The organism is Geovibrio thiophilus (genome assembly GCF_004087915.1).
Taxonomy (GTDB): domain Bacteria; phylum Chrysiogenota; class Deferribacteres; order Deferribacterales; family Geovibrionaceae; genus Geovibrio; species Geovibrio thiophilus.
The window spans coordinates 2799070-2823680 of the sequence record NZ_CP035108.1 but is presented as its reverse complement, the minus strand read 5'-3'; the positions used below and the strand labels follow the sequence as shown (position 1 = coordinate 2823680).

Annotated in this window: 22 protein-coding genes; 11 read left to right on the top strand and 11 right to left on the bottom strand. The window is 49.5% G+C overall.

All coding sequences use genetic code 11. The features are described from left to right. Nucleotides 1-78 precede the first annotated feature (78 nt). From EP073_RS13055 to EP073_RS13045, 3 genes are all read left to right on the top strand, one after another. Nucleotides 79-1995 (top strand): transketolase, encoded by a 1917-nt coding sequence (locus EP073_RS13055; protein WP_128467607.1) that lies wholly within the window; start codon nt 79-81, stop codon nt 1993-1995. Nucleotides 1996-2160: 165 nt separating this feature from the next. Continuing rightward, a complete protein-coding gene (locus tag EP073_RS13050) occupies nt 2161-4176 on the top strand; it encodes a methyl-accepting chemotaxis protein (protein ID WP_128467606.1) in 2016 nt (671 codons plus the stop codon). A gap of 190 nt (nt 4177-4366) precedes the next feature. Further along, nucleotides 4367-4846, top strand: coding sequence for a hypothetical protein (locus tag EP073_RS13045; protein WP_128467605.1), 480 nt, complete (start codon nt 4367-4369; stop codon nt 4844-4846). A 42-nt stretch (nt 4847-4888) separates the two neighbouring features. On the opposite strand, the gene EP073_RS13040 is transcribed toward EP073_RS13045, so the two are convergent. After that, nucleotides 4889-5638, bottom strand: coding sequence for an SDR family NAD(P)-dependent oxidoreductase (locus EP073_RS13040; protein ID WP_128467604.1), 750 nt, complete (start codon nt 5636-5638; stop codon nt 4889-4891). A gap of 170 nt (nt 5639-5808) precedes the next feature. Between EP073_RS13040 and EP073_RS13035 the strand changes: the two genes are divergently transcribed. Continuing rightward, the gene (locus EP073_RS13035) at nt 5809-6708 is read left to right on the top strand and encodes an AraC family transcriptional regulator (RefSeq protein WP_128467603.1); all 900 of its coding nucleotides are present in this window, start codon (nt 5809-5811) and stop codon (nt 6706-6708) included. Nucleotides 6709-6714: 6 nt separating this feature from the next. On the opposite strand, the gene EP073_RS13030 is transcribed toward EP073_RS13035, so the two are convergent. The 10 genes from EP073_RS13030 to EP073_RS12985 form a co-directional block, all read right to left on the bottom strand. After that, nucleotides 6715-7572 carry an alpha/beta hydrolase gene (locus tag EP073_RS13030; RefSeq protein ID WP_164885378.1) on the bottom strand — a complete coding sequence of 286 codons (858 nt, stop codon included), beginning with the start codon at nt 7570-7572 and terminating at the stop codon, nt 6715-6717. Between the two features lie 123 nt (nt 7573-7695). Further along, a complete protein-coding gene (locus tag EP073_RS13025) occupies nt 7696-7995 on the bottom strand; it encodes a helix-turn-helix domain-containing protein (RefSeq protein ID WP_128467601.1) in 300 nt (99 codons plus the stop codon). A gap of 744 nt (nt 7996-8739) precedes the next feature. After that, nucleotides 8740-9570 (bottom strand): ABC transporter permease, encoded by an 831-nt coding sequence (locus tag EP073_RS13020; RefSeq protein ID WP_128467600.1) that lies wholly within the window; start codon nt 9568-9570, stop codon nt 8740-8742. Further along, complete coding sequence (locus tag EP073_RS13015; protein ID WP_128467599.1) at nt 9548-10537, bottom strand: ABC transporter permease; 990 nt, start codon at nt 10535-10537, stop codon at nt 9548-9550. Before EP073_RS13015 ends, EP073_RS13020 begins: the two co-directional genes overlap by 23 nt. Before the next feature lie 17 nt (nt 10538-10554). Next, nucleotides 10555-12195: a peptide-binding protein gene (locus EP073_RS13010; protein ID WP_128467598.1), complete on the bottom strand. Its 1641-nt coding sequence runs from the start codon at nt 12193-12195 to the stop codon at nt 10555-10557. A gap of 1 nt (nt 12196) precedes the next feature. Beyond that, a complete protein-coding gene (gene secG, locus EP073_RS13005) occupies nt 12197-12526 on the bottom strand; it encodes a preprotein translocase subunit SecG (protein WP_128467597.1) in 330 nt (109 codons plus the stop codon). Nucleotides 12527-12541: 15 nt separating this feature from the next. After that, complete coding sequence (gene tpiA, locus EP073_RS13000) at nt 12542-13303, bottom strand: triose-phosphate isomerase (protein WP_128467596.1); 762 nt, start codon at nt 13301-13303, stop codon at nt 12542-12544. Further along, a complete protein-coding gene (locus tag EP073_RS12995; protein WP_128467595.1) occupies nt 13300-13680 on the bottom strand; it encodes a bactofilin family protein in 381 nt (126 codons plus the stop codon). Before EP073_RS12995 ends, tpiA begins: the two co-directional genes overlap by 4 nt. Continuing rightward, nucleotides 13677-14522: a ParB/RepB/Spo0J family partition protein gene (locus EP073_RS12990; protein WP_128467594.1), complete on the bottom strand. Its 846-nt coding sequence runs from the start codon at nt 14520-14522 to the stop codon at nt 13677-13679. The genes EP073_RS12995 and EP073_RS12990 overlap by 4 nt, the downstream gene beginning before the upstream one ends. Then, nucleotides 14519-15280: a ParA family protein gene (locus tag EP073_RS12985; RefSeq protein WP_128467593.1), complete on the bottom strand. Its 762-nt coding sequence runs from the start codon at nt 15278-15280 to the stop codon at nt 14519-14521. The genes EP073_RS12990 and EP073_RS12985 overlap by 4 nt, the downstream gene beginning before the upstream one ends. A gap of 261 nt (nt 15281-15541) precedes the next feature. On the opposite strand from EP073_RS12985, the gene EP073_RS12980 reads away from it, so the two are divergent. The 7 genes from EP073_RS12980 (at nt 15542) to EP073_RS12950 (ending at nt 24553) form a co-directional block, all read left to right on the top strand. Beyond that, entirely contained in the window at nt 15542-17041 is a 1500-nt protein-coding gene (locus EP073_RS12980) for a leucyl aminopeptidase (protein ID WP_128467592.1), read from the top strand. After that, the gene (locus EP073_RS12975; RefSeq protein ID WP_128467591.1) at nt 17031-19040 is read left to right on the top strand and encodes an STT3 domain-containing protein; all 2010 of its coding nucleotides are present in this window, start codon (nt 17031-17033) and stop codon (nt 19038-19040) included. Before EP073_RS12980 ends, EP073_RS12975 begins: the two co-directional genes overlap by 11 nt. Nucleotides 19041-19149: 109 nt before the next feature. Beyond that, nucleotides 19150-20046: a selenium metabolism-associated LysR family transcriptional regulator gene (locus EP073_RS12970; RefSeq protein WP_128467590.1), complete on the top strand. Its 897-nt coding sequence runs from the start codon at nt 19150-19152 to the stop codon at nt 20044-20046. Nucleotides 20047-20209: 163 nt separating this feature from the next. Then, on the top strand, nt 20210-21151 hold the full coding sequence (locus EP073_RS12965; RefSeq protein WP_128467589.1) for a septal ring lytic transglycosylase RlpA family protein: 942 nt from the start codon (nt 20210-20212) through the stop codon (nt 21149-21151). Between the two features lie 169 nt (nt 21152-21320). Next, the gene (gene rph, locus EP073_RS12960) at nt 21321-22037 is read left to right on the top strand and encodes a ribonuclease PH (RefSeq protein ID WP_128467588.1); all 717 of its coding nucleotides are present in this window, start codon (nt 21321-21323) and stop codon (nt 22035-22037) included. Then, entirely contained in the window at nt 22034-22621 is a 588-nt protein-coding gene (rdgB, locus tag EP073_RS12955) for an RdgB/HAM1 family non-canonical purine NTP pyrophosphatase (RefSeq protein ID WP_128467587.1), read from the top strand. The genes rph and rdgB overlap by 4 nt, the downstream gene beginning before the upstream one ends. Nucleotides 22622-22645: 24 nt before the next feature. Then, nucleotides 22646-24553 carry a transglycosylase domain-containing protein gene (locus tag EP073_RS12950; RefSeq protein ID WP_128467586.1) on the top strand — a complete coding sequence of 636 codons (1908 nt, stop codon included), beginning with the start codon at nt 22646-22648 and terminating at the stop codon, nt 24551-24553. Nucleotides 24554-24611: the final 58 nt, after the last annotated feature.

The following is a 24611-nucleotide window of genomic DNA, read 5'->3' as shown; positions in this document are numbered from 1 at the left end:
CATTGACCGCGCTCATTGGTATATTCTTTTTCTCAAAATATAATGAACATAACAGTTATAAATTTCAGGGGTGTATAAATGTCCGAGAAAGGCTTCACAGGCTCACTGAGCGAAGCGGAAATCAATGAACTCAAAACCGTTGCCACTCATTGCAGGGGCGACATACTCAAAATGACCACGCTTGCCGCCAGCGGTCATCCCGGCGGCTCCATGTCCTCCATAGATATGTACCTCACGGTGTATAAATACGCCAATATCAATAAGGACAACTGCAAATCGTTCACAAGAGACAGGATCTTCGTTTCCCACGGGCACACATCTCCCGGAGTTTACAGCACCCTTGCCAGAAACGGCTTTTTCCCTGTTCAGGATGCCATAGCCTACTTCCGCCTTGCGGGTTCAATCTACGAAGGTCACATTGAGCGCATGGTGCCCGGGGTCGAATGGTCAACAGGCAACCTCGGTCAGGGTCTTTCCGCGGCATGCGGAGCCGCAGTTGCGGGCAGGATGCGCGGTGAAGAGTTCGATATTTACGTTTTCATGGGTGACGGCGAACAGCAGAAGGGGCAGATTCCCGAAGCGAGAAGATTTGCCGCCAAATACGGATACAACAATATCACAGCCTTTATAGATTACAACAAGCTTCAGATCAGCGGCAGCATCGCATCGGTTATGCCCCAGAACATCAGAGGCGAGTTCGAGGCGGACGGCTGGCATGTTATAGAGATAGACGGGCACAACTACACGCAGATTTTCAACGCCGTTGCCGCTTCCAAAAAGATAGAGAAGCCGGTGCTGATTCTCGCCAATACCATAATGAGCTTCGGTGTCAGCTTCATGGAGAACATAGCGGGCTACCACGGCAAACCGCTCACGGAAGCTCAGCTTGCGGACGCTCTTAAGGAGCTCGGCATTGAAAACGATATTGAAGCGCTCAAGGCGAAGCGCGCGGCTTTCAAATTCAGCTACGCAGCGCATGAGCTTGTTCAGGAGCCTGCGAAGATTTTCACCGGAGCTCCCCGGACATACGCAGTTACCGATAAAACAGACAACCGTTCCGCATTCGGCGATGCCCTTCTGGATGTGGTGAAGGATACAAAGGCAAACGGCGGGACACCCGTTGCGGTTTTCGACTGCGACCTTGCGGGCTCAGTAAAGACAGACGGCGTTGAGAAGCACTGCCCTGAAAATTTTGTTCAGGCGGGTATTCAGGAGCACCACACGGCAACATGCGCGGGTGCGGCAAGCGTTAACGGTGTTGTGAGCTTCTTTGCGGATTTCGGCGTTTTCGGCGTTGATGAGGCATACAACCAGCAGAGGCTTAACGACATAAACGGCAGCAACCTCAAGGTTGCCACCACTCACGTGGGGCTTGATGTCGGTGAGGACGGCAAAACCCATCAGTGTCTTGATTATGTCGGCGCCATGCGCAACATATACGGCTTTAAGGTAATCGTTCCGGGTGATCCGAACCAGACAGACCGCGCGGTGAGATACGCAGCCGCGGCGCAGGGGAACTTTCTCATAGCCATGGGGCGCTCAAAAATACCCACAGTGGCAAAGGCGGACGGTACTCCCTTCTTCGCCGGTGATTATAAATTTGAATACGGAAAGGCGGATGTTATAACCGAAGGTGACGCCGCGTTCGTAACCTACGGAGCAATGCTTCCCAGAGCGCTCAAGGTCGTGAAGCTCGCTGCCGAGAAAGGCGTGAAGCTCGCACTTATCAACATGAGCTGCCCCCTTGAGCCGGATATGGAGCTTCTGAAAAAATATGCCTCAAAAACAATATTCGTTTATGAAGATCATAATGCCAACACAGGCTTAGGTGCTATAATCGGCGCTAAGGCGGCTGAGGAAGGATTGGGACTCAGAGTAAAAACCTTCGGTGTGCGCTCATACGCATACTCGGGCAATCCGGACGGCATACTGAAGCTTCTCGGTCTTGACGAGGAGACAGTGGCAGCCGAGGCTGTGAGAGCATCAAAACAATAAGAGCGTCGGGGAGCCTTAAAAGGGCTCCCTTTTTTTGTCAACCAGTATCCGAATATCCTATTGCTTTTTCCGGCAGCGGACATAATTTATCGATATTGTCCATATGAATACAAAAATTTCAGGACTGCATTTTACTGTATTTTGCATAAGTTAAGGGGAAAACAAATGAATGTTTCTTTCAGAATGAAAATCCTTGTCCCTGTAATTGCGGCCATTATAGGTTCGTTTCTTGTTACGGGAATCATAATCTACAGAGTGGTCTACGCTGAAACAGAGTACATCGCTAAAAACGATGTGCGCAATCTTTCAAAAAGCTACGGTAATCTTTTTAAAGGTGAAATTGAAAAAACAATGGCTGTCTCACGCTCTCTGGCTTCTTCGGCGGAAACTTTTACATCGGCGGGTACGAGCCGTGAGCATGTTATGGAGCACCTTGTAAAGATTCTTGAGGACAATCCGCATCTTTTTGATGTGTGGATAGTGTGGGAACCGAATGAATTCGACGGGCGGGATTCGGAGCTTGCGGGATCCGGTGCGGCAGGTACAAACGAGCAGGGTCAGTTCTGTCCCATGCCTTACAGAACGGGCGGCGGGGTAAGCAGATCCCATACCACCTCAATGTATGACGAGGGCGCAGTAAGCGACTGGTACCGGAAGCCCCTCAAAGACGGCAGACTGCACATTTCAGAGCCCGCAACATACGACTTTGAAGGCAAAGAGATGACCACCGTGACGGTAAGTGTTCCGTTTGAGATCAACGGACGCATTGCGGGTGTTGCCGGCGGGGATATTCTTCTGGAGAGCATGACAGATATGCTGAAGGATATTAAAGTTTACGATACTGGCTATACATTTCTGCTTTCTGATAAATTCACAATGATAGCCCACCCTGTTAAGGATCGTGTGGGCAAACCCTCAGAGGTGGTGCAGCAAATAGCACCGTACCTCAGCGAAGGCAAGGAGCACTTCGTCGAGAAAAAGAACGCCACGACTGGTAAAATGGCGTACACTATTTATACACCGATACCCATAAACGGAGCGGACTATAGGTTTGTTTTCGGTCTCAGTGTTCCTCTGGAAGAAATCTACAAGGCTCAGAAGGAAATCAGATTTACAATAATTGTCGCGGCGTTTGCTGCGGTTCTGCTTGTGGCGGGGGTTATTTTCCTTATAGCTCAGAGTCTTGTGCGTCAGCTCGGCGGTGAGCCTCAGCAGGTTGTGGATACAATGCAGAAAATCGCTGACGGTGATTTTACCGCGGATCTTAAAATCTCCGCAGGGGATACCACAAGCCTCACCCATTCGGTTCATGATATGGTCAAAAGACTGAGCGATATGATCAACAATCTCACTGTAGTTGCTGACGATCTCAAGACATCAAGCTCGGATCTTTCCGCAGGGGCTCAGGAGCTTTCGGCGGGAATGAGTGAGCAGTCGGAGCGCTCCGAGCTTATTTCCGCCGCCGCGAATGAAATGTCAGCCACCACAGGGGAGATAGCGCGCAATCTCACGGATATTTCAAGCTTTGCGCACCTTACGGCGGATAAGGCGGTTAACGGGCGCAAGGTTGTTGATGTTTCCCTCAGCGGTGTTGTTAAAATCAAAGACACTGTGGACAAGTCTTCGGTGCTTGTGCATTCACTTGGTGAAAAATCTCAGGAAATCAAAGAGATAGTCGGTGTAATAAGCGACATTGCCGACCAGACAAACCTTCTTGCGCTTAACGCCGCCATTGAAGCGGCAAGGGCAGGGGAGGCGGGGAGAGGCTTCGCCGTTGTCGCCGATGAGGTGCGCAAACTCGCGGAGCGTACTCAGAAGGCAACTTCGGAAATTTCAGACCTTGTAATGGGAACTCAGACGGAGATGGACAATGTTATCAAGTCGATGGAAGGGGTTACCGGACAGGTCAACACAGGGCTTGAGTCATCCAAGCAGATTGCCGTGGTGCTTAAGGACATAGAGGAGGGGGTCTCCCAGCTTCAGTCCATGGTGGAAAATATCTCCACAGCCACTCAGGAGATGGCTGCCACAAGCGGGCAGATTCAGCAGGATATAGACTCCGTTGCCTCTGTTTCCATAGAGGTCAAGTCAACCTCCGATCATCTGGCTGAAAACGCTTCAGGTCTTGAGAGTATCTCCGCAAGACTCAGGGAGATGATGGGAGCATTCAGGGTAAGATAAATTAAAACATGTTTCATAGAAATAGAGGCGGGGTATTTCCCCCGCCTTTTTTGTTAATAAAATTGTCAAAGACTCCGTTTTTTTATTCATATGTTAAATATGCTGGTATATAATATGTTAGCTGGCTATATGTTCATATGAAATATTTTCATGTTTGGACAGACATTGAAATATTGAACGGAGGTGTGTTATGAATTATCTGAAAGCTTTTATTTTATTATTGACTACTGTGGTTTTGGCAGCCTGCGGAGGGAGCTCCGGCGGAAGCGGTGATGATGTGGCTCCGATTTCCGCTCCATATACCGGCATGTATGTGTTTGACTCTCTTCTGGTGACTGCTGATAACGGCAGTATTGATTCCGAAAGCTGTGATCCTTTTGAGGCTGAGTTCAGCTATTCCCCTGAACGCTCAATAGGTAAAATTCAGTGCGGAATTTACTCCGATGAATCTCTCTATTACTATATAGACACTGCCGATTCAGGAGAGTGGGTTTCATGTGAGGAGGTACAGTTTACGGTAACCGGTGATTACACGGCGGAAATAACATACTCATGTACGGATTATCTGGATGAAGTTTATCTTGCTGTGGGGAGTGTCACCAAAGTGGGCGACTCTTTCACTGTTCTGACTGACGAGAACTACTGGGAAGATTCTGACGAACCCCGTTAGAGTGATATGTGGGGCTTTTCAGCCCCTTTATCTCTGAGAAGATTACAGCAGCATTCCGCCGGAAGCCTCGATCCTCTGCCCGTTTATCCATCTGCATTCATCAGAGAGAAGCGCGGCGACCGCTCCGCCTATGTCATCAGGCAGACCGACTCTGCCAAGAGCGGTTATGGAGGCAATGCGTGCGTTGATCTCATTATTATCTCTTACGTGTCCGCCGCCGAAGTCAGTCTCAATGGCTCCGGGAGCGAAGGATACAGCGCTTATTCCCCTGTGTCCGAGTTCCTTTGCCAGATAACGGGTGAGAACCTCCACCGCTCCTTTCATTGAGGCGTAAGCGGAGTACCCGGGCATGCTGAATCTGGTGAGCCCCGTGGATATGTTCATTATCCTGCCGTTATCGTTCATGAGCGGCAGCAGTTTCTGTGTGAGAAAGAAGGTTCCCTTGAAGTGCGTGTTCATCAAGAGGTCAAACTGTTCTTCCGTGGTTTCTGTAAAAGGAGTGTTTATTCCCATGCCTGCGTTGTTCACCAGTATATCAAACCCTGTCCTGCCGAAATCCTTCAGTACTTCTTTCACCTCTTCAGCGAAAGCGGGGAAGGTTTTGTTGTCGGAAACGTTCAGTTGAAGCGCTGCCGCCTTGCGTCCTTTCTCCGTTGCCCGTCTCACCGTTTCTTCCGCTTCAGCCTGCCTGCTCTGGTAGGTTATTATCAGATCCGTGCCCTTATCCGCCAGAGCCAGTGCCATATTTTTCCCGAGTCCTCTGCTTCCGCCGGTAATAATAGCTGTTTTCATTTATATCTCCTTAGGGAATCATTATACATAATGATAAGCCCTTCCCCGTATTTTTAAATACATATAACTCCGCAAGTCTTGCCTGTTCCTGCGAACTGCTCATATATTGCTTTTGTGTTTTCCAAAATGAAATTATAATTAATATTATAAAAAGGGGGATGCAAAGGCTTATGAACGAATCTCAGCGTCAGGAACTCAGCTTTTTGATTGATAAATACTCCGAAACAGATATTGTTTCAGGCACATCACTTCCGGAGCTCTGTGTAATGAAATCCGAAACCCGCAGGATAAAGTCGTCAGCGGTTTATGTTCCGTCTCTGTGTCTGATTGTGCAGGGAAGGAAGGAGATAATGCTTGAGAACGAGCTTTACAGCTATTCTCCTTCGGAATATCTCGCCGTTTCCGTGGAGTTGCCCATTGTTGGGCAGGTAACGGAAGCTTCAAGGGAGAAGCCTTATCTGGGACTGAGCATTGCGATTGATCCCGTTGTTATCAGTGAGATGCTGCCTTATGCCCCTGAAGAAGGAACCACATCAAGAGGTCTCTTCGTGGGGAGAACGGATGAAGGGCTTGCAGACTGTATTCTCCGCCTTGTCAGGCTGCTTGATACTCCGGAGGATGCCGCTTTCATGTCGCCTTTGATACTGAGAGAGCTCTATTACAGGCTCCTGAAAAGCCCGCACGGCTGGAATCTGGCGCAGATAGCGGTCGCTGGAAGCAGCATGCAGAGAATAGCTAAGGTTATAAAAACCCTTAAGACCGATTTCGCAAGGAATATGCGCATAGAGGAGATGGCGGAGATGGCGAACATGAGCCAGTCATCATTTCACCACCATTTCAAAGAGGTTACAGCAATGAGCCCGCTCCAGTTCCAGAAGCGTCTTCGGCTCACCGAGGCACGGAGGATCATGCTTACCGAATCTGCAGACGCATCAAGCACTGCTTTCCGTGTGGGTTACGAAAGCGCCTCTCAGTTCAGCAGGGAGTATTCCCGCATGTTCGGTGCGCCGCCCGTGAGCGACATAGCCAGCCTGCGCCGCAGCACGGCAGCGGAAGCAGTGCCGAAATAGCCTGTGTCAGCGCAGCTCTTTTATAAATAAAGTGACAGCGTCGGTTATTTTCAGTGAGACAGGGTAGCTCGGATCTGTGTATGACTGTTTCTGCTGCTTCATATCCGCAGATGAATCTTTCAGCACGTGGTTAACGCCCTGCAAGATCTCAAGGCGGGCTTTTTTGTTTGCCTTTGCCAGAATTTCGGCGTCCGTCACACCGACCTGAATATCTGTGGTTCCCTGAATAATCAGCACAGGCATTTTAAGTCCTGCGACAATCTCCGCCGGATCATAACGGTACCATGAAATTACATAGGGCTGAATCTCCGGTCTGAACGCAGGGGTAAGTTCAGGGGATATGCTGTCAACAGTTTCTCCCTTTCTGAGGTGTTCATTTATTTTCCGCACCTCGTCTCTGAAGGCGGGGATGTTTGCGAACTGCTCCTCAATCACCTTATATGCCGGACGTCCCGCTCCGGCGAGAGATATGAAGGCATCGGCTTTCAGCTTGCCGGCGGCGATTGAGCCTATGAGCGCACCCTCACTGTGACCTATGATTATCAGCTTGCCGAAGCGCCCGCTGAGGCGCAGATACTCTCCCCAGAAAACTGCATCGTCGACATAATGCTCAAACCGCAGGTCTTTTTCAGCGGCTGAAATCCCTTTTCCGATACCCCGCTTATCATAACGCAGGGAAGCTATTCCGTTTTTCTCCAGAGCTTTCGCAAGCTGCTTCAGGCTGTCGTTTCTGCCTGCGAATCTGCTGTTTCCGTCTCTGTCTGTCGGACCGGAACCGGCTATAATAAGCGCCACAGGCGGCTTGTCCGCGTCTGAGGGTATTTCAAGGGTTCCGTGAAGGCTGCCTGCCGGAAGTGTGAGCACGGCTTCCTCAGATGCGAATGAAAAGGCAAACGGGAATGATAGGAAAAAAAAGAAAAACGCGGCGAGTGAAAAACGCATGGTTTTAGCCTCTCTAAATGTTTTATCAGGCGAATTATAATCAGTTTATTTTATGATGTCTTTAGTAAAAAGCTGATCAATCCTTGATTTTATATACCGCGCGCATTCCTGAAAATCTTCTGACTCCGTCTCAAGATCCGATTCCGTCATAAAAAACTTATAAGGAGGGATGCCGAAAAGTGAGGTTATTTTTTCAATCATTTCGGCGGAGGCAAAGCTTTTACCTGACTCCATCTTGTATATCTGGGTTGTGGAGACATCCAGAAGCTCCGCAAGGTATTCCTGCGTGAACTCTTTGCTGTTTCTGTATTTTTTTAAATTGTTGCCGAATATTTCCTTGATCATCCATGCCTCTGATTACTAGTTATCATAATAAAAGTTATTTTTATCTGGACAACTGAATGATATTCTTATATACGGTAATTTAATTCAGTTAAACGGATAAAGGCTTATTGAACAGGCGTTTAACAATTGACTGGATATTATCTGACGGCATAGAGATGCCACTTGGGGGACTGAAAAGTCCCCTTTAATTTTCAGATGAATCAGATGAAAAGAAAAATTAAAGCTCAGCTTCAAAAAAAGACAGATCAGGCTTTTGCTGTGATAACAGGCTGTCTGACCCGATCTTAAAAGATTATACCTCAGAATTACTTCAGCGTCATATGAACATAACGCGACTGACTGTTTATTTGTCCAATCGGCGCTAAACTACAGATTTTATAAATGAATTATCGGCAGTTTGAGGTGTGCGTTCGCAGATTGCAGAGCAATACTTCGCTTCGCACGGCGTCGGCACATCTGATTACCGCATAAAAAACTACATCCTGTGTTTTTTCCGCACACGCTCGCGCCGAACACGTTCGGCTTCGCTTCGCACGGCGTCGGCACATCTGATTACCGCATAAAAAACTGCATCCTGTGTTTTTTCCGCACACGCTCGCGCCGAACACGTTCGGCTTCGCTTCGCACGGCGTCGGCACATCTGATTACCGCGTAAAAAACTACATCCTGTGTTTTTTCCGTACACGCTCGCGCCGAACACGTTCGGCTTCGCTTCGCACGGCGTCGGCACATCCATGTGCCTTCTTACTCCTTGGGGTCAAGAACGTCTCTTAAGCCTTCGCCGAGGAGGTTGTAGCCGAGGACGGTGATGAAGATTGCCATGCCCGGAAAAAAAGACAGCCACCAAGCAAACATGATGTTGTCCTTCCCTGCGGTGAGAATGTTCCCCCATGACGGCACGGGCGGCTGAACTCCCAGCCCGAGAAAGCTCAGAGCCGACTCTGTGAGGATAGCGCCAGCTATGCCTAGGGTTGCTGTGATGAAAATGGGCGTGAAAACATTAGGGAATATATGTTTGAAAAGAATTTTTGCTGTGCTTACGCCCTGAATCCTTGCGGCGGTGATATAATCTCTGGTGCGGACGCTCATCACTTCTGCGCGGACAAGCCTTGTAACGCCCATCCAGCTTGTGAGCCCTATTACCGCCATTACATTAAAAACAGAGGGGTTGAGGAAGGCTATAACCGCCAGTATCAGGAAGAACGACGGAAAGCATAGCATTATGTCCACAAAGCGCATGAGGATCATATCCGTAAACCCGCCGAAATACCCCGATACAAGCCCGAGAACTGTTCCGATAAAAACCGATATGCCCACTGCGACAAAGCCGACAAACAGGGAAATCCGTGTTCCGTAGACTACTCTGCTGAAAATGTCCCTCCCTAGTTCGTCCGTTCCGAAATAATATTCGGAGGAGGGCGGAAGAAGGACTGAGCTGAAATCTATAAACGCCGGATCATGCGTGGCTATCAGCGGGGCGAATACCGCCACAAGAACAAAGAACGCAACTACAGAGGCGCCGGTGAGGAACAGAATGTTCCCTTTTGCCTTATTAATTACTCTTCTTCGAGCCATATCTAATCCTTGGATCCACAGCGGCGTATGCTATATCCGCTATAAGGTTGCCCGTCAGTGTCAGCATGGCGCCTATTACAAGAACACCCATAACAACGGGGTAGTCCCGCATCATAACTGACTGATAAAAAAGCTGCCCCATGCCGGGGATGCTGAATATCGATTCAAAAATAACGCTGCCGCCGATGAGACCGGGCACTGAAAGACCGATTATAGTAACAACCGGAAGCATGGCGTTTTTCAGGGCATGGGTGAAAACCACCTTCCCCTCGCTTAAGCCTCTTGCCCGCGCGGAGGTTATATATTCCTCCTTGAGCACATCCAGCATGCTGTTTCTGGCAAATCTGCTTATGCCAGCCAGACCGCCGAATACGGAGATCACAACAGGCATGAAAGTATGCTTGAAGATGTCGGCTATTTTGCCGAAGGTCGAAAGATAGTCATAGTTGAATGAGCGGAGCCCTGAGATAGGGAACCAGCCCTTGACTACTCCGAAATAGTACATGCAGAGGAGCGCGAGCCAGAAGGTGGGCATGGCGAACCCCGCAAAAACGAAGACAGTGATCCCCTTGTCGAAAATGCTGTCCTTGTAATAAGCGGAGAGTACCCCCAATGGCAGCGCAAACAGGAAAATAAGCACCATCCCCGCCACGTTCAGCCATATGGTTACAGGCAGACGTTCGCTTATTTTTTCCATCACGGTTTTACCGTCCTGACTGAAGGAATCGCCGAAGTCGAGGCGGGCAAACTTGCCCAGCCAGCTGATATAGCGTTCCAGAACAGGCTTGTCCAGATCGTACATTTTGACGAATTTTTCGTATGCGGTTTCAGAAAGCTTAGGGTTCATGGACGCAATAAACTGCGCCGGATCTCCCGGCGCAAGATGTATCACAACGAAACTTATGAATGTAATTCCGAGGAGAAGAGGAATCATCCCCGCGAGCCGTTTTGCTATGTATCGGAGCATATCCACCGATTCAGGGTTTATTTTTCAAGGCGGTATTTCTGATCCTTAACAGGAACATACCAGTCTTCAATGTTGTAGGTTATTCCCGCCGGCGCAGGGCTGACTTCCCTGAACCTTTTGCTTAAGCCTATGAGAGCGTTAGGCACGTAAAGGAAGGTGTAGGGCTGCTCTTCCGCGAGTATTTCCTGAAACCTGTCATAGTATTCCTTGCGTTTGACGGGATCCATGGAGTGCCTGCCGCCTTCTATAAGCTGGTCGGTTTCCGCGTTGGAGAAGCAGACGAAGTTCAGCATCTTTGGACCGCATTTGGATGAATGCCATACGTCAAAAGGATCCGGATCCTGAACTATGTTCCAGCCGAGGACAACAGCGTCAAACTTACCCTTGTCGATATATTCGTTTATGAAGGATGCCCACTCAAGGACTCTTATCTCAATCTTGATTCCGACTTTCTGCCAGCTCTGCTGAACAGTTTCGGCTATCTTCGTTCTTACGCTGTTGCCCTGATTAGTCATGATGGTAAAGGAGAACGGCTTGCCGTCCTTGTCCAGTATGCCGTCTCCGTTGCTGTCGGTCCATCCTGCTTCGGCGAGGAGTTCCTTTGCTTTTTCGGGGCTGTATTCGTATTTTCTGACATTGTCATTGTACCACATGGTGCCCGGCTTGTAGGGTCCGTGGGCGGGTACACCCTCACCGAAGAGGATTCCGTCTATAATTTCCTGTTTTGGGGTTGCGTATGTGAGAGCCTGACGGACTCTTTTGTCCTCAAACAGGGAGTTTTTCATGTTGTAGCCTATGTAGGCATAGCTGGGCGCAAGGTAGGTGTATTTGTCGTAGCTGTTTGAAAACAGTGCGGTGTCTGTCTGTTTAACCCACTGTGTGGGGGTCAGCCCCATTATGTCGAGACTGCCGTTGAGCAGCTCCATGAATGTGGTATTGAGATCGGGGATGATGCGGAAAATGATCCTGTCGAGGTTGGGTCTTCCCGCGAAATATTCGTCATTTGCCTCAAGGGTTATGGATTCGCCGGATTTCCATTCGCCAAACCTGAAAGGACCTGTTCCCACTGGCGAACGCATAAGAGAAGACTTCGCGGCTTCCTTCCCCTCAAGCAGATGCTTGGGAAGAACTGCCATGCTCCAGCTTAAGAGAGCAGGGGCGAAGGGTTCAGCGTAGCTCACCTTTACCGTGAGGGGATCGATTACCTCAAAGTCTGTCACAAGGCGGAAGTCCGCGTCGTATGAGGTTGGGGTACTGTTGTCGATCATGAATTTGTAGGTAAATTCAACGTCTGCTGCGGTGAAAGGCGCTCCGTCATGCCATTTGACATTGTCTTTCAGCTTGAAGGTGATGCTTCTGCTGTCGTCCGAAATTTCCCATGACTCGGCGAGATCGGGAACAATGCTGAGGTTTTTATCCAGCTTGATCAGACCGTTGTAGATATACTGGGCAACATCATGGGAGGCGCTGTCGGAAGTGATGTTGTAGATGAGTCCCGAGGCATCCCCGAGGCTGGAGGTAACGAGGGCGTCACCTGTGACACCCTCTCTGACCTTGCGTTTTTCCGCGGATTTGCCGCCTTCCTTGTCCTTGTCGCCGCATCCGGAAATTAAGGATACGCATAAAACTGCAAGCAGCAGAAAAACCAGTCTTTTCATTTTACTTCGATTCCATGGGGACCTGAGGAGCCGCATCGGAAGGAGCCGCCGGAGCAGTCTGCTGGAGGGGCTGAGGGATCCTGTCGGTGATGCTGCCTGATGATCTTTCTTTAGACATAACAGCGAGTCCGAGTGAAGTTATCATGAAAGTTATTGCGATTACTGAGGTAATTTTGTTCATAATGTTTGCGGGCGCACCGGGACCGAAAAGGCTGCCCGAACCGCCGCCGAGAGCAGCCGAAAGCTCGGAGCCCTTGCCGGACTGAAGCAGAACCGCAATGATAAGGAGCATACAAACAAAAATGTGGAATACGAGAAGATAAGTGTACATTTAAACAGACCTCTTTTATTTGCTGAAATTTATAATACCGAGAAAATCTTCGGACTTGAGGCTTGCGCCGCCGACCAGCGCGCCGTTTATATCGGGCTGGTTCATAAGACCTTTGGCGTTGTCGGGCTTTACGCTGCCGCCGTAAATAATTCTCAGTTTGTTTGCCATAACGGGTCCGTAGAGGCTTTTCAGCATCTCACGGATTTTTGCGTGCATAGCCTGCGCGTCAGCGGGGCTTGCGTTTACCCCTGTGCCTATAGCCCAAACGGGTTCATAGGCTACAGTAACCTGCTCTATTTTGTCAACAGGCACATCTTTGAGTCCCTTTGCCACCTGTGCGGTGACTGTCTCAAAGTGTGAGTCCGCCTCTCTCTCAAATAAGGTTTCGCCCACACAGAGAATGACGTTAAGCCCGTAGCTGAGTGTCAGACGCACTTTTTTATTTATTGTTTGATCCGTTTCTCCGAAAATCTGTCTGCGTTCGGAGTGACCGATTATGACCGCAGTCACGCCGACAGATTTAAGCATGGATATGGAGGATTCCCCTGTGAAGGCTCCCTTCTCTTCCGCAGATACGTTCTGAGCGACCACGGCGAGCCTGCCTTTACTGCTGGCAACAGTCTGCTTAACGGAATAAAGAATCGGGAAAGCCGGAGCAACGCCCACATCAACACTGTCGTAATCTATGCTTGCGTGAAGAATTTTGCCAGCCAGTTCGGTTCCTTCGGCTGCGTCAAGATTCATTTTCCAGTTGCCTACAATATAGGGTTTGATCATTCCGCATCACCTTTCTTCGGGACGGCGGTCTTAAGGGTTTCACCCATTTCAAGGCTGCCGTTGAAGATAACGCCTTCCTCCATCTGCACTGCGGCGGAGCGTATAGTACCTGTGACATTCGCGGGCTTGTAAAGTTCCACTTTGCTTTTCGCTGTGATGGTTCCGTCAAACTTGCCGGATATTTTTACCTGCCCCGCCTCTATTTCGGCTTTAACATTGCCGGAGTTGGCGATAACAAGCGTGTCGCTGGTTTTTATGTTTCCTTCAAAATTACCGTCCATGCGCACAAGCCCGTCAAAGATGAGTGTCCCCTTGAAGGTAGTGTTCTTGCCGAGAAAAGCGTCGATGCCGCCGTTGTCCTCTTTTCCTTTGATCATTCTTCGCCTCTGATTCTTTTTATGATTCGGTCAAGCTCATCGTCCGAGCTGTATTTGATCTCTATGGTTCCGCCGTTTTTTGCGGTTTTGAGTGTGATTCTGGTTTTGAAGAACTCTTCAAGCTCATCCTTAAGCCCCATGAGGAAAACGTCCGCGGCAGCGGGTTTATCGGACTTCTGCGCGGGCTCCTTTTTGAGCTTCGCCACGAGGCGTTCCGTCTCACGGACGGAGAGGCAGCCTTCGATGACCTTTTTCAGCGCCGTTATGGTTTTCTTCTCATCCTCAATGCCGAGCAGCGCTCTGGCGTGACCTTCGGTTATGAGGTCTTCCCTCATTGCATCAAGTACTTTCGGGGGGAGATTCAGGAGACGCAGTGTGTTGGCCACGGCGCTTCTGCTTTTGCCGATGACTTTCGCCACCTCCTCCTGAGTGTAGCCGTGCTGCTCCATGAGATTTTTATATGCCGCCGCCAGCTCATAGGCACCCAGATCCTGTCTCTGGACATTTTCAATGAGGGCAAGTTCAAGCCTTTCCGCTTCGCTTTCAACATTTCTGATAATTGCGGGGATTTTTTTGAGCCCGGCAAGCCCTGCCGCGCGGAAGCGGCGTTCGCCTGCTATTATCATGTAGCCTTCGTCCGTTCTGGTAAGGACTATGGGCTGGATGATCCCCTTTTCCTTTACGGAGGCTACCAGCTCATCCAGAGGCTCCTGATCGAAGCGTGTGCGGGGCTGATTTGCGTTTGCGTATATGAGGGCAAGGTCTATTTCGCCGACCGGAGCCTTTGTTTCATTTTTGGGTATAAGGGATTCAAGCCCCCGTCCGAGAACATTCTTTTTCATAATCTGGGAAGTATCTCTTTAGCCAGATCAATGTAGCTGGCCGCTCCTTTAGATTTTATATCGTATTCTATGATGGACATGCCGAAGCTGGGGGCTTCGGAGAGCCTGACGTTTCTGGGGACTATGGTGCGGAACATGCTTTCGCTGAAAAATTCCTCAATCTGCGTCATAACCTCTTTTGAAAGGTTGTTGCGGGGATCGTACATAGTAAGGAGAATGCCTTCCAGAGCGAGGTCTTCATTGAGGCTCTCCCTTATGAGCCGTATAGTGTTGAGAAGCTGCCCCAAACCCTCCATAGCGTAATATTCGCATTGAAGGGGGATAAGCACGGAATCCGCCGCAGTGAGGGCGTTCACAGTCAGAAGCCCCAACGAAGGAGGGCAGTCTATGAGGATCACCTTGTATTTATCCTTAATTTTTTCCAGATGCTTTTTCAGCCTTGTTTCTCTGGAAAGGGCGGTGACAAGCTCAACCTCAGCGGCGGTAAGGTTTATATGGCTGGGGAGCAGATCAAGATTGTCCACCTTACTGGGCACGATTGCCTCTTCAATATCGGCGTTGCCGATAAGGACGTCATAGACGCTGGCGTATTCGCCCTTGGTCTCGAAACCTATTCCGCTTGAGGCGTTCCCCTGAGGGTCCATGTCAACAAGCAGAACCTTTGCTTCAGCGAAGGCGAGTGACGAGCCTAAGTTTATGGCAGTAGTTGTTTTTCCCACGCCACCCTTCTGGTTGGCGATCGCGATTATTTTTCCCATAGAACTCATACATTAGATAATCCGTGTGTAAAAATCAAGATCAATCACCCGAATGTGTTAAATAAGCTCGAAGCTTGAAAATACTGGTGTTTTCAATTCTTTAGCATGCAAAACATGTGTTTTTGCGCACTTAATCACAGAAATTTTTCAAATATGTTGAAAACGTTTGAATTTTTAATATAATTCAATGGCGGGGAAATCCGCTTAAATGCGTTTTGCGGGCTTATGTTCCCTCCTTTGCGCTATAACGAGGTTTGTTAAATGAAAATATCATGCAGGAAAAAGACTGCTTTCAACTCTAGGAAAGAGGCGGTAATTATTCCCGTTTATAAGAATATGGGTTCGCTTAAGCTGCTCACCGGCAAAAGGATAGACGATGAGATCGCGAATATAGTCAATTCCGACTACTTCAACTTCGAGGATAAGGAGATAAAAAGCTTCTACATAGACGTGAAAAAGAAGCTGAAAAGGATTTTTCTGGTGAATGTCCCGAAAGATCCGGAAGACTACAGATATTACCTTGAGCTGGGTGCGCAGTTTTCAAAAATTATCAGAAAAGACAAGCTTTTCTCATTTTCTCTCGTTTCCTTTGAGGATATATACGCAGAGAAGAAAGAGGGGAGCTACACCAAAAGCTTCCTTGAGGGACTGTTTTTCGGGCTTTACTCGTTTGAAAGATACAAAAGCAAGAAGGAGAGCTTCGATTTTGAAGAGGTGGAGGTAATCACAACCTTCACCAAGCTGAAGAAGTTCATAGACGCTGGCGCCGAGAGATGGGCGACTATCTTCCAGAACGTCTATCTTGCGAGGGATCTTATCAACACCCCTCCCATGGACATGACACCCGCGATCTTCGCCGAAACCGTCCGGAAGGAGGCGGGGGACGACTTCGCCGTCACTGTTTACGATGAAGTTAAAATTAAGGAAGAGGGGCTTAACCTCATAGACGTTGTGGGCATGGGCAGCGTGAACAAGCCCAGATTCGTGATGATCGACTATAAGGGCGACCCCGGAAACATAAAGCACATAGCCCTTGTGGGAAAAGGCGTAACCTTCGATTCCGGCGGAAGCAACCTCAAGCCAACGGGCAGCATGGAGACCATGAAGTGCGATATGGCGGGAGCGGCGACAGTTTTCGCGGTTACCAAACTTGTCCGTGAACTGAAACTCCCCGTAAACATCAGAACATATATACCCCTTGTGGAAAATATGATAGGCGGCGGCGCCTACAGACCCGGAGACGTGATCACTTCTGCATCCGGCAAAACAGTTGAGGTTCTCAACACAGACGCCGAAGGCAGGCTTATTCTGGCGGACGCGCTTTATACCGCCACGCAGACCGATCCTGAAGTAATTGTGGATGTAGCCACTCTCACCGGAGCGTGTGTTGTGGCTCTGGGAAGCCACTGCGCCGGACTTTTCAGCAACAGGAAGTTTCTCGCCAAAAACATAAGCGACCTCTCCGGCGATGTGGGTGAGGACATATGGGAGCTTCCGCTGCTTAAAACCTATGAAAAGAGGATAAAGAGCGACATAGCGGACTTAAGAAACATAGCCAGACAGAGAACGGAAGCTGGCTCGACTATCGCGGCGCTTTTCCTGCGGGAGTTTGTGGACAACTGGCCGTGGATACATCTCGACATTGCGGGACCCGCTTATCTTGAGGAGGAGCATCCGGTCTTCGGAAAGCATGCCTCCGGCTTCGGGATAAGGCTTCTCCTTGAATTTATAGAAAGGTATTATTGCAGAAATGAAAATTGATATTGATTTTTTTAAGGGCGGCGCGGCAAAAGGGCTGGGAATAACTGCCATAGCTCTTGCCCTTGTGTTTGTTGTTTCGGCGGGGCTGCGCTATATCCAGCTTGAGAGATGGCGTGAGCACAGGGAATATTACTTTGTGGATAAAATGCCGCAGATGACCACCCTTGATTCGTACAAGTGGCTGCGGTACGCGGATGAATACAAGAAGGGAAGCTACTACCCGTCGGATGACGATCGTTTGATGTTTTATCCTGACGTTAAGCCCAAGCATGAGAAAATCCCCATGCTTAGCTGGCTTATCGCGAAGCTTTCCGTTTTTTCAGACGGAAATACTTACCGCACGGCGGTTTATCTTCTTCCGTTTCTGGCGTCTCTCTTCATAATTCCGCTGGGCATGTACTTTTATTTCACTGGAATAATACCGGCGGGGATTGCGGGCGGAATCGCCGGTTCTCTGGGTATTACGTATCTGGTGCGCTCATCTATAGGCAGAGTGGATACGGATTCGATGAATCTGTTTTTCCCTTTCCTTTCATCTCTGTTCATTCTCCTTGCCGTCGAAGGCAAGAGCTCCGGAAGGCTTTTTGTTCACTCCGCCCTTGCGGGGCTTTCGATGTGGCTGTTCCACTGGTGGTATGAGCATCCGGGGATAACACTGGCGTATCTGGGCGTATTCGTGCTTTCACTGCTGGTTTCAAGGGTGAATATCAGGAATGCCGCCGTTGCCGTTCTGCTGTTTGTTCTCTTTGCCAACCCTCTGCACATATATTCCGGCATTCACCATATTTTTGACTTCATTAAGGTTTATATAACCCCTACGGGGAGCATTGTAGCCGGCTTTCCCGATGTGTACGCCACAATAACCGAGGCGAAAAGAACGGAGATCGGCAGGGTTCTTGTGACTCTCACTCCGGTTAAGCTTCTTTCAATAGCCGGACTTGCCTTTTTTGTGATATGCGGAATATTCAATTTCAGGAAGATGCTTCCTCTGGCTCCTGTTTTTGTCTTAGGTCTTTTGGTTTTCAAAAGCTCAAACAGATTCGGAATGTTTCTGGCTCCTTTTGCGGGCATAGGCATAGGCTATGCGATATTTCTGCTGGGCAAAGCCGTTGAGGACAGGATCAGGGTAAGGGAGCAGATAAAAACCGCCGCGCTTGTATGTGTCACAGCGGCGTTTATGCTCCTCACCTACAAATCATCCTTCGATTTCAATCCCTCACCATCCATAGAGGTGGGCATCTATAAACAGATAAAAGAGCTTAAAAAGGCTGCTCCGTCAGACGCCGTAATCTATTCATGGTGGGATTACGGGCTTGCTTACGAGTATGCGGGGTTCACCACTTTCCACGACGGCATGACGCAGAGAACACCCAAGACGTATTATATCGCGAAATCCCTTTCCTCCGATAATCAGGAAGAGCTCTACAACACCCTTGCCTTTCTCGCTGCCGAAGGCAAAACAGGCATAGACAGGATGCTTTCCGAGGGCAAAACCCCGCAGGATATTTCTGCCGCTGCGGCAAACAACAGCCTGCCTGTTGAGGATGATAAGCATGTCGTGCTTTTCACAAAGGACATGCTCTATAAAATCGGCGCCATAAGCCAGCTGGGGACATGGGATTTTGAAACCGGCAAATATACCCCCTTCGCCGTGGTCAATATGCGCTGCACCCAGAAGGAAGGGGATGTGATAATCTGCGGTGAGGACAGGATAAACCTCACCACAGGGCTAGTGAACGACGCTCTTCCCCTGAAGAGCCACACTGTCACAGTCAACGGAAAGGTGTTCAATTCGCGGAAATTTCCGTACTCTCAGGGCGTGCATCTTGTAGAGAGTAGGTGGGAATCAGGTTTTACGGATTTCATGATTCTTGACGATAAAGCGTTCAGATCAAATCTGGTACAGATGTTTGTTATCGGCAATGTTGATAGCTCACGTTTTACCGAAATTTTCAACGCCGTGCCTTTTATGCGGGCTTTTGTGGTTAACGGACGCTGAATGTAAAGAATTTGTTGTTAAAATGACATAAAACTCAAAAGAACTATTGATTTTATCTATATAGTGCTGATAATATACTTATCAGCACTACCGCTTCAAGGAGTTCCCCATGGATTTTAAACAGATAGAAGCATTCGTCTATGTAGCGAAATACAAATCCTTTTCCCGTGCGGCTGAAAAGCTTCTTCTCAGCCAGCCGACAATCTCAACGCACATAAGCACCCTTGAAGAACAGCTTGGAGTAAAGCTTTTTGACAGGCTCTCCAAAGAGGTTATCCTCACCGAGGCAGGACAGGTTTTCTATCCCTATGCCGTGGATATTCTCGATCTGCGTGAGCGCTCTCAGGAAGCGATAAAAGAATTTCTCAACGAAATCAGCGGGCATCTGCATATCGGCTACAGTACCGTCCCCGCGGAGTTCATACTTCCCGAAGTCATCAGGAAATTTAAGGAGGAGTATCCCAAAACCTTCTTCACTCTTGACATAAACGGCACTCAGAACGTTGTTCAGAGGCTGTCCGACGGCATACTCGACCTTGCTATCGTGGCGAGGAAGATCCCCAAAAAAGATCTTGAGTACAAGGTGCTCCTGAGAGACAAGATTGTTCTCGTAGTCCACAAAAACCATAAATTCTTTGACCGTGCCAGCGTCTTCCTTGAGGAGATACTTCAGGAGAGCTTCATAATAAGAGAGATGGGCTCCGGCACCAGAGCCGCAGTGGAGCACGCCTTCAAGCAGAAGGGGTACGATTTTGAATCCCTTGACGCTGTCGCCATGCTCAGCTCCACATACTCCATCAAGCACGCTGTCAAACGTCAGCTCGGTATAGCCTTCATGAGCCAGATGGCGCTCTCCGAGGATGAGTGCGGCGGCGGAATAAAAGCCATACCCATCACGGATCTTGTCGTTGAAAAAGAGATCTATGTGGTTTACAGCAAAAAACGCACTAACAAGAAGCTTATGAAGCATTTCATCGATACGCTGCTGAAACACGCGAAAGAGTGAACACCGTTCTGAGGGCAGCAAAACCGGCTGCCCTTTTCCGTTTCTTCTCTAAACTTCCTTTTCCTTAAACAGTCATAATTATTAATGTGCAAACTTCCCTGTACAAAATGAGTTCGTGCAGGGTAGTATAAAATCCGGAAATTTGTATCTCGGGGGATTTAGTATGGGGCTTAGAAAGAGTCTTGGTGTTTTCCTTATTCTCACATGCGTATCCTGCGCAACAGTGCAGCCGGAGCCGCCTTCGGCTTCGCTTAATATGCCTGATGACGACATAAAGCCGTTTGTGGATTCTCCGGTTCTGCCAGAGGCGCAAAAGAAAACGCCCGAACCGGTTGAGGAGCCCCCGGCACTGAGGTTTCCCGACACAGTGTTCGCGGCACCCGCGGAAGAGCCCGGAACTCCTTCTGCCGATGAGTCTGTTGAGAAGGATCACCGGATACCCCCTGATACGAAAATGACAGGCGCAGTTTATGATAAGCCGTATGTTGTTCGCGGTGAGACCTACCACAGGCTGAAATATGTGGAAACCTTCGAGCAGGAAGGCATCGCAAGCTGGTACGGCGGTCCCGACCACGGACGGGATACCTCTAACGGTGAAACATACAACATGTACGCCATGACCGCAGCCCACAAAAACCTGCCCATGGGCAGCATGGTTGAGGTGGAAAACCTCTCCGACGGACGCAAAGTTACGGTAAGAGTAAACGACAGAGGTCCCCATGTGGAAGGAAGAATAATCGACCTTTCAAAAAAGGCGGCTAATGAAATAGGCATAAAAGACAAAGGGCTAGGAAAAGTCAAAATCAGGCTCCTTGCACCTGCCGGAGAAAAAAGCGCTGACGACTTCGCGCCGGATGCGCCCAATATGGCATACGCAGGAACAGTGAAAGCGCTCTTTGCCGTGCAGATAGCCTCTTTCACCGATAAGGAGCAGGCGGACGCGCTGGCGAACACATTCGGCAACGGAAAGGTGGAACGTGCCAGTGTGAGAGGCACAACCTACTTCCGTGTAAAAATCGGCGGATTTGAAAGCAGAGAAGCGGCGGAAGCCCAGAAATCAAAAATGACCTCCCGATACCCCAAGGCATTTGTGGTGACGGAGTAAAATTTTCTTTTGTGTTAGCAGGTTTGGTTTTTTGGGAAGGAGTTTAAGGAAACCCTTTTTTCCCATTAAAAAAGGGTTTCCTCAAGAAACCAGAGAAACTTTTTATAAAAAGATTTCCCTGAAACCCTTCAAAAATTTTAAACTGCTCCGCAAAATCAGCAGGAGACATATGCGCAGACATAACAGATCAAACGACAGTATGAGAGAGATAAGGATAGCCGGAGATTACATAAAGCATCCGGCGGGTTCCGTTCTGATAGAGTTCGGCGACACCAAGGTGATATGCACAGCGTCCTTCAGTGAGGGTGTGCCGCCTTTTCTGAAGGGTTCAGGCACAGGCTGGGTCACAGGTGAGTACGGCATGCTGCCCGCCTCCACACATACACGCAACCAGCGTGAGGCGAGGAAGGGCAAGGTGGACGGGCGTTCTCAGGAGATTTCCCGTCTTCTGGGCAGGGCGCTGAGGGCATCTGTTGATATGTCTAAGCTCGGCGAAAATACGATAATAATAGACTGCGATGTTATTCAGGCGGACGGCGGCACGAGAACGGCTTCCATAACAGGCGGATTTGTTGCGCTTCAGCTTGCGGTTAACAAGATGCTGGCGCAGGGCGTTCTGGCTGATAACCCCGTTATTCAGGCTGTGGCCGCGGTGAGCGTGGGGATAATAGACGGCGTGCCTATGCTTGACCTTGACTATGATGAGGATTCCGGCGCAGAGGTTGACCTGAACCTTGTTGCCGGTGCTGACGGCAAAATAGTGGAGATTCAGGGTGCTGCGGAGAAGCTTGCCTTCGGGCGGGATAAGCTGAATGAACTTCTTGATCTCGGATTTCACGGACTTAATGCCCTGTTTGCGGCGCAGAAGAAGGTGATTGAGCTGTGAGACTCTGCGTAGCCACCAAGAATGCCCACAAGCTTAAGGAAATAAAAGAGATTTTAAGCGGGCTGAATGTTGATGTGCACTCAGCCTATGAATTTACGGAAAATGATTTCGACGTGGAAGAGACCGGAACAACATTCGAGGAAAACGCGGCGATTAAGGCGGACGCTCTTTCCGCTCTGATAGAAGGCTATGTCATTGCCGATGATTCCGGTCTGTGCGTGGATGCGCTTGGCGGTGAGCCGGGCATATACTCCGCGCGCTATGCCGGTGTCGGTGCCGCGGACGCGGAGAACAACGCTCTTCTGCTTAAAAATACGGAAAAAACAGCCGATGCCGACCGTGCGGCAAGATTCGTCTGCGCCATTGCGCTTTCCAAGGACGGTGTGACGGAGAAGATTTTCAGGGGCGAATGCGAGGGCGTGCTGGGCAGAACGGAAAGGGGAGGGAACGGCTTCGGCTATGACCCTCTTCTTGTAATGCCGGACGGACGGACTCTGGCGGAGTACGCGCCGGAGGAAAAAAACAGAATAAGCCACAGGTTCCGTGCTCTGGAGCTTTTGAGAAAATATCTGGCGGAAAAATAGCCGCTTTATTAAAGGTGAGTTTTTGTGAGACTGTTAAGGTTTTTCGGCGGGCTGATTGTCCTTGTTGCCATACTCTGGTACGGAGTCCTTAACTTTTACAGGGGAGAGATGATGTTTTTTGATCATTATCTTCCGCGTGATTTCCCTTTTCCCAATCAGAGCAGGCATGGAAAATCGTTCACTGTGTATGACTCCGCCGGAAATCTCCTTGAGCAGAGAACCTTCCTGCGCAGCGAGCCCTTCACTCCGGAGGAAACGGAGCTTTTCAGAGACTGGTTCCGTGTGCTTGACCTTGAGGTGGACGGATACCCGCTTCCGAAGGAGGAGATAGACCTCTTCTTCATGGATTTCATGGGAATTGAAACGGAAGCGGTGAAAAGCCGCATAGTGAATCTCTATGCGGACAGACTTCTGGAGGGCACACCTGTGACAGGCGTGAGGCTGAGGCTTCTGCGCTACCTCACTGCGGACAGGCTGCTGAAATCCGCCGGATTTCCCGCCCTTTACGCCGCCTATGCCGATAATATAGTCATAGGTGACGACACTTACGGAATCAAAGCAGCCTCTCAGACATTCTTCAACCGCAGCATTCACAGGGCAAACCAGAAGGAAAAAGCCTTTCTCTTCACCATGCTTAAGGATTACAGCCTGTATGACCCTATCGAAAATTTCGCCGCTACGGAAAGAAGGGCGAATATATATCTGCATTTTCTTTATCAGCGGGGGATACTTGAGCGGGAGGAATACCTTCACGCCAGAGACTACAGGCTCATCCTGAATATGGCGAAGGATCCGGAACCGCAGGAGATAGAGTATCTCAGAGCTGTGGCGGAGGAGCTTAAGGCGCTCGGTGTGGAAGCGGGGGAACCCTGCGAGGTTCATACGTATTTTGACGCGGAGAAAACCGAAATGCTCCGCAGTACTGTTGCCGAATACATGAAAACTCAGGAGAACGGACTGCAGTCCGCCTTTGTTCTGCTTGACGTGGAGAAAGGCGGCATAGTCGCCATGACGGGAGCGAGGGAAGGCAAAAGCCTAAAGAGGGCTTACTACAGCCGCAGGCAGACAGGCTCAACCTTCAAGCCTATAGTATACGCATCCGCCTTTGACAGCGGGGCAAAACCGACGGATTTCGTTAATGACCGAAGGCATGTATATAAACTCGGGCGGGGCAGCTACTCGCCGAGAAACTTTGAAGAATTTTATATGGGTAATATCCCCGTGCGCAAAGGGCTTGTCTATTCACTGAACAACGCCACGATTCAGCTTGCGGTGAAAACAGGACTTAACAGGGTCGCTGAAAACGCTGTGAACATGGGGATGAAGGCGGATGTCCGTCCGTATCTCGCAATGCCGCTGGGCATATTCGCAGTGACTCCGGCTAATCTTGCGCAGGTTTACGGAACACTGGCGGATTACGGAGTCTACCGTGAAAGGGGGCTCATCGAAAAAGTGAAGTTCCCTGACGGTCGGGTGATAAATCCCGGAGCGGAGCAGACAAGGGTTTTGGATGAGAAGGCGGCGTTTCAGACGCTTTACATTATGCAGGATGTGCCCCGAATTGGCACCGCCAAAGGCAAGGGGCTGATGAAAGGGACAGCCGCCAAGACCGGAACCACGGATGAATACCGTGACGCATGGGTGGCGGCGGTGTTTCCGCCGTATGTCGCCGTTGTCTGGGTCGGTTATGATACAAACAGAAGCATGGGAGAGAAGGGAACAGGGGGAACAAAGGCTGCGCCTCTTGCTGCCGCTGTTCAGAAAAAGCTTTTTGAACCGGAGCATGATGTTAATTTTCATGTACCTGAAGGCGTGGGGTTTTATAAGGTCTCCTCTGCGGACGGCAGGCTGATAACGGATAAATGCTCCTACAAAAGGGGCTACACCGAGGCTCTGGCGGATGATAACCTGCCGGAGGAATGCGTCAGATAAGTCGAATATAGCTAAAAGTTGTAAAATGATATAAAGTAATGAAGATGAACAGTTCCAA

Bases quoted from the DNA above. Each gene is read 5' to 3' on its own strand.
- EP073_RS13050 (WP_128467606.1), top strand. From the start codon at position 2,161: ATGAATGTTTCTTTCAGAATGAAAATCCTTGTCCCTGTAATTGCGGCC.
- EP073_RS13025 (WP_128467601.1), bottom strand. From the start codon at position 7,995: ATGATCAAGGAAATATTCGGCAACAATTTAAAAAAATACAGAAACAGC.
- EP073_RS12995 (WP_128467595.1), bottom strand. From the start codon at position 13,680: ATGATCAAAGGAAAAGAGGACAACGGCGGCATCGACGCTTTTCTCGGC.
- EP073_RS12965 (WP_128467589.1), top strand. From the start codon at position 20,210: ATGGGGCTTAGAAAGAGTCTTGGTGTTTTCCTTATTCTCACATGCGTA.
- EP073_RS13010 (WP_128467598.1), bottom strand. From the start codon at position 12,195: ATGAAAAGACTGGTTTTTCTGCTGCTTGCAGTTTTATGCGTATCCTTA.
- EP073_RS13055 (WP_128467607.1), top strand. From the start codon at position 79: ATGTCCGAGAAAGGCTTCACAGGCTCACTGAGCGAAGCGGAAATCAAT.
- EP073_RS12980 (WP_128467592.1), top strand. From the start codon at position 15,542: ATGAAAATATCATGCAGGAAAAAGACTGCTTTCAACTCTAGGAAAGAG.
- EP073_RS13040 (WP_128467604.1), bottom strand. From the start codon at position 5,638: ATGAAAACAGCTATTATTACCGGCGGAAGCAGAGGACTCGGGAAAAAT.
- EP073_RS12970 (WP_128467590.1), top strand. From the start codon at position 19,150: ATGGATTTTAAACAGATAGAAGCATTCGTCTATGTAGCGAAATACAAA.
- tpiA (WP_128467596.1), bottom strand. From the start codon at position 13,303: ATGATCAAACCCTATATTGTAGGCAACTGGAAAATGAATCTTGACGCA.
- EP073_RS13045 (WP_128467605.1), top strand. From the start codon at position 4,367: ATGAATTATCTGAAAGCTTTTATTTTATTATTGACTACTGTGGTTTTG.
- EP073_RS12985 (WP_128467593.1), bottom strand. From the start codon at position 15,280: ATGGGAAAAATAATCGCGATCGCCAACCAGAAGGGTGGCGTGGGAAAA.
- EP073_RS12975 (WP_128467591.1), top strand. From the start codon at position 17,031: ATGAAAATTGATATTGATTTTTTTAAGGGCGGCGCGGCAAAAGGGCTG.
- EP073_RS13015 (WP_128467599.1), bottom strand. From the start codon at position 10,537: ATGCTCCGATACATAGCAAAACGGCTCGCGGGGATGATTCCTCTTCTC.
- EP073_RS13035 (WP_128467603.1), top strand. From the start codon at position 5,809: ATGAACGAATCTCAGCGTCAGGAACTCAGCTTTTTGATTGATAAATAC.
- EP073_RS12990 (WP_128467594.1), bottom strand. From the start codon at position 14,522: ATGAAAAAGAATGTTCTCGGACGGGGGCTTGAATCCCTTATACCCAAA.
- EP073_RS13020 (WP_128467600.1), bottom strand. From the start codon at position 9,570: ATGGCTCGAAGAAGAGTAATTAATAAGGCAAAAGGGAACATTCTGTTC.
- rph (WP_128467588.1), top strand. From the start codon at position 21,321: ATGCGCAGACATAACAGATCAAACGACAGTATGAGAGAGATAAGGATA.
- secG (WP_128467597.1), bottom strand. From the start codon at position 12,526: ATGTACACTTATCTTCTCGTATTCCACATTTTTGTTTGTATGCTCCTT.